Annotated in this window: 3 protein-coding genes; all 3 read right to left on the minus strand. The window is 63.5% G+C overall.

Annotated features, from left to right (window positions below; translation table 11 throughout):
- A partial coding sequence (gcvP, locus tag AC2FFA_RS22480; protein WP_496853303.1) for an aminomethyl-transferring glycine dehydrogenase occupies nt 1-2,838 on the minus strand: 2,838 nt, incomplete at its 3' end.
- Nucleotides 2,839-3,013: 175 nt separating this feature from the next.
- On the minus strand, nt 3,014-3,379 hold the full coding sequence (gcvH, locus tag AC2FFA_RS22485) for a glycine cleavage system protein GcvH (protein WP_299644461.1): 366 nt from the start codon (nt 3,377-3,379) through the stop codon (nt 3,014-3,016).
- Nucleotides 3,380-3,397: 18 nt separating this feature from the next.
- A partial coding sequence (gene gcvT / locus AC2FFA_RS22490) for a glycine cleavage system aminomethyltransferase GcvT (RefSeq protein WP_496853304.1) occupies nt 3,398-4,234 on the minus strand: 837 nt, incomplete at its 5' end.

A 4,234-nucleotide genomic window follows, 5' to 3' on the forward strand; every position in this document is an offset into this window, starting at 1 on the left:
GTATGCATCCATTGGGGGGCATGTGCAGACGAGGTTTCTGTCGCCGTATGCGTTGTCGACGCGGTTGACGGGTGACCAGTATTTGTCGACGCCCATGGAGCCCGGCGGGAAGCAGGCCTGTTCGCGGGTGTAGGGGCGGTCCCAGTCGCCGACCAGATCGCGCACCGTGTGGGGGGCGTTTTTCAGCGGGTTGTTGTCCGCGTCGATCTTGCCGTCGATGATGTCCTGCGCTTCCGCGCGGATGGACAGCATGGCGTCGCAGAAGCGGTCCAGTTCGGCCATGGGTTCCGATTCCGTGGGTTCCACCATCAGGGTTCCGGCCACCGGCCAGGACATGGTCGGCGCGTGGAAGCCTGAATCGACCAGGCGCTTGGCGATGTCATCCACGGAGACATGCGCCTCGGCGTCCAGCGGACGGGTGTCGAGGATGCATTCATGCGCCACCCGGCCCGTTTCCGAGGTATAGAGGATCGGATAGGCGTCCTGCAGACGCGCGGCGATGTAGTTGGCGTTCAGGATCGCCACTTTCGTCGCCTGGGTCAGACCGGCGCCACCCATCAGCAGCACATAGGCCCACGAGACGGGAAGGATCGAGGGCGAGCCGAAGGGCGCCGCCGAGACCGGCCCCACGGCGGTGCCGTATTCCGGGTGGCCGGGCAGGTGCTCGGTCAGATGCGCCTTGACGCCGATCGGGCCCATGCCAGGGCCGCCGCCGCCATGCGGGATGCAGAAGGTCTTGTGCAGGTTCAGGTGGCTGACGTCTCCGCCGATGTCACCGGGGCGCGACAGGCCCACCATCGCGTTCATGTTGGCGCCGTCGATATAGACCTGACCGCCGTGATCATGGGTGATCTGGCAGACCTCCTGCACGGTGGTCTCGAACACGCCATGGGTGGACGGGTAGGTGATCATGCAGGCGGCCAGATGATCGGAGTGCTTTTCCGCCTTGGCGCGGAAGTCGGCGACGTCGATATTGCCGTTCTCATCCGCCTGCACCGGCACGACCTGCCAGCCCACCATCTGGGCCGAGGCCGGGTTGGTGCCATGCGCCGAGGTCGGGATCAGGCAGACATTGCGCTGACCCTGCCCGCGGGCGAAGTGATAGTTGCGGATGGTCAGAAGACCCGCATATTCGCCCTGCGCGCCCGAGTTGGGTTGCTGGCTGATCGCGTCATAACCGGTGATCTGGCACAGCTTGTCGTTCAGGTCGGCAATCATCTCGTGATAGCCCTGCGCCTGATCTTCGGGGCAGAACGGATGCAGATTGCCGAACTCGGGCCAGGTGACCGGGATCATCTCGATCGTGGCGTTCAGCTTCATGGTGCAGGACCCCAGCGGGATCATCGCCCGGTCCAGCGCCAGGTCACGGTCGGCCAGACGGCGCATATAGCGGGTGATCTCGGCCTCGGCCCGGTTCTTGTGGAAGATCGGGTGGGTCAGATATTCGCTTTCACGCAGCGCATAATCGGGCAGGCGGTATTGCTTGTTCGAGCTGTCATCCTTGCGGTCGATGCCGAAGGCACCCCAGACCGCCTCGATGGTCTCGGGGCGGGTCTGCTCGTCCAGGCTGATGCCGACCCGGGTCTCGCCCACCTTGCGCAGGTTGACGCCGCGGGCCACGGCGGCCTCCATCACCACATTCTGCAGATGGCCAACCTCAACCGTGATGGTGTCGAAGAACACTTCCGGTTCGACGGCAAAGCCAGCCTCTTCCAGACCGGCAGCCAGACGCGAGGTCTTGCGGTGCACCGATTGCGCGATGGCCTTGATGCCGTCGGGGCCGTGATAGACGGCATACATCGAGGCAATCACCGCCAGCAGCGCCTGCGCGGTGCAGACATTCGAGTTCGCCTTCTCGCGGCGGATATGCTGCTCGCGGGTCTGCAGCGACAGGCGGTAGGCCTTGTTGCCCCGGCTGTCGATGCTGACACCGATGATCCGGCCCGGCATGGACCGCTTCAGCTTGTCGGTGGTCGCCATATAGGCAGCATGGGGCCCGCCATAGCCCATCGGCACGCCAAAGCGCTGGGTCGAGCCGATGGCGATATCCGCGCCCATCTCGCCGGGCGATTTCAGCAGCGCCAGCGCCAGGATGTCGGCGGCGACAATCGCGATGGCTTTATATTCGTGCAGCGCCGCGATCTCGTTGGTGAAGTCGCGCACATGGCCATGGGTGCCGGGATACTGGAAGATCGCGCCAAAGACGGAACCTGCATCCAGCGTGTCCGGATCGGCCACCTGAACGTCGATGCCCAAAGGCTCGGCGCGCGTTTTGATCACCGCGATGGTCTGCGGGTGGCAGTTCTTGTCGACGAAGAAGGCCGCGTTGTTGGCCTTGGACCGGCCGCCGCGCTTGGCCATCGCCATCGCCTCGGCCGCAGCTGTCGCTTCGTCCAGCAGGGACGCGTTGGCCACGTCCAGCCCGGTCAGGTCGCTGACCATGGTCTGGAAGTTCAGCAGCGCCTCAAGACGGCCCTGGCTGATCTCGGGCTGGTACGGCGTATAGGCGGTGTACCAGGCCGGGTTTTCCAGGATGTTGCGCAGGATCGGCGCCGGGGTGGTGGTGCCGTAATAGCCCTGACCGATCAGCGAGGTCAGAACCTTGTTCTTGCTCGCCACCTCTTTCATATGGAACAGCGCATCGCGTTCGGTCATCGCCGGACCCCAGTCCAGCGGCTCTTTCTGCCGGATCGCCGGCGGGACGGTGGCGTCGATCAGCTCGTCCAGCGTCTTGAAGCCGATCACCTTGAGCATGTCGCGCATCTCGGTCGGGCTGGGCCCGATATGGCGGCGATTGGCAAAGTCATAGGCTTCGTAGTCGGTCAGTTTGAAGGCCATGTGTAGCGCTCCTCAAGGAATGTCTCGCCCGGCCGCTCTGGCAGGAGCCTCCGGCGGGGAGTAAGGGCCGTCCCGGAAACTGTCCGGTGGACAGGTTCAGGCCCGAACGGGCGGAGCCCAAATTCGGCGGCATAAGTTAAAACGATGGAGCCCCGTGCCGGGACTCCGTTTGGGTTTACCCGATCAGGGCCTTGTAGCCGTCCAGATCCATCAGCTCTTCCAGCTGGGATGCATCGCTGATCTTGATCTTGTAGATCCAGGCCTCGCCCTCGGGATCTTCGTTCAGCGCACCGGGATTGTCGGCCAGCGCCTCGTTCACTTCCGTGATCTCGCCATCGACCGGAGCATACAACTCGGATGCCGCCTTGACGGATTCGATCACGCCGATCTCGCCGCCTTTTTCGAACTCGTCGCCCGCTTCCTGCTGTTCCACGAACACCACTTCACCCAGCTGCTCGGCGGCATGTTTGGTGATGCCCAGAGTGGCCGTGTCGCCTTCAACGCTCAGCCATTCATGCTCTTCGGAATAATAGGTTGCCATCTTGTCTCTCTCCTGACTTCAACGCTTGTAATTCTGTTTGACGAAGGGCATGGCCACGATCTGCGCCGGTTGCGCCTTGCCCCGGATGATCAGGTTCACCTTCTCGCCCGGCTCGCCATGGCCCGCGGACACATAGCCCATCGCGATCGGGCCTCCGACCGTCGGGCCAAAGCTGCCCGAGGTGATCTGGCCGATCGTGTTACCCTCAGTGCACTGGATTTCCACACCCTGGCGCGCCGGAGCACGGCCGTCGGGCTTGATCCCCACCAGCTTGCGGGATGCCCCCTCGGCCAGTTCGCGCTGGATACGCTCCGCACCCGGAAAGCCGCCTTCTTCCTTGCGGCGCTTCTGCATCGCCCAGCCCAAAGACGCCTCGACCGGCGAGGTGCTCTGATCGATGTCATTGCCATACAGGCACAGCCCCGCCTCAAGCCGCAGGCTGTCGCGCGCGCCCAGACCCGCCGCTTCGCAATCCTCATGCCCCAGGAAGGCTTTCGAAACTTCGATCGCCTTGTCCTCGGGGATCGAGATCTCATAGCCGTCCTCGCCGGTATAACCCAGCCGCGAGATGCGGCACTCGACACCGTTGATATCAGCAAGGGTGGTTTCCATGAACTTCAGGTCACGGGCAACAGGGCACAACGCGCCGACAACATCCTCGGCCTTGGGCCCCTGAACCGCCACCAGCGCGCGGTCGAAGATCTCGGTCACTTCGACACCTTCGAGATTGTCACGCATATGCGGAATGTCCTGATGCCGCAGCGCCGCGTTCACCACCACAAAATAGTGATCCCCCGCATTCGACACGATCAAATCGTCCATGATCCCGCCGTCAGCGTTGGTGAAAAACCCGTA

Source organism: Ruegeria sp. YTSB088 (assembly GCF_059609825.1).

What these genes read in the sequence shown, in the direction of transcription:
- gcvH (WP_299644461.1), bottom strand. Translation starts at nt 3,379, where the DNA reads ATGGCAACCTATTATTCCGAAGAGCATGAATGGCTGAGCGTTGAAGGC.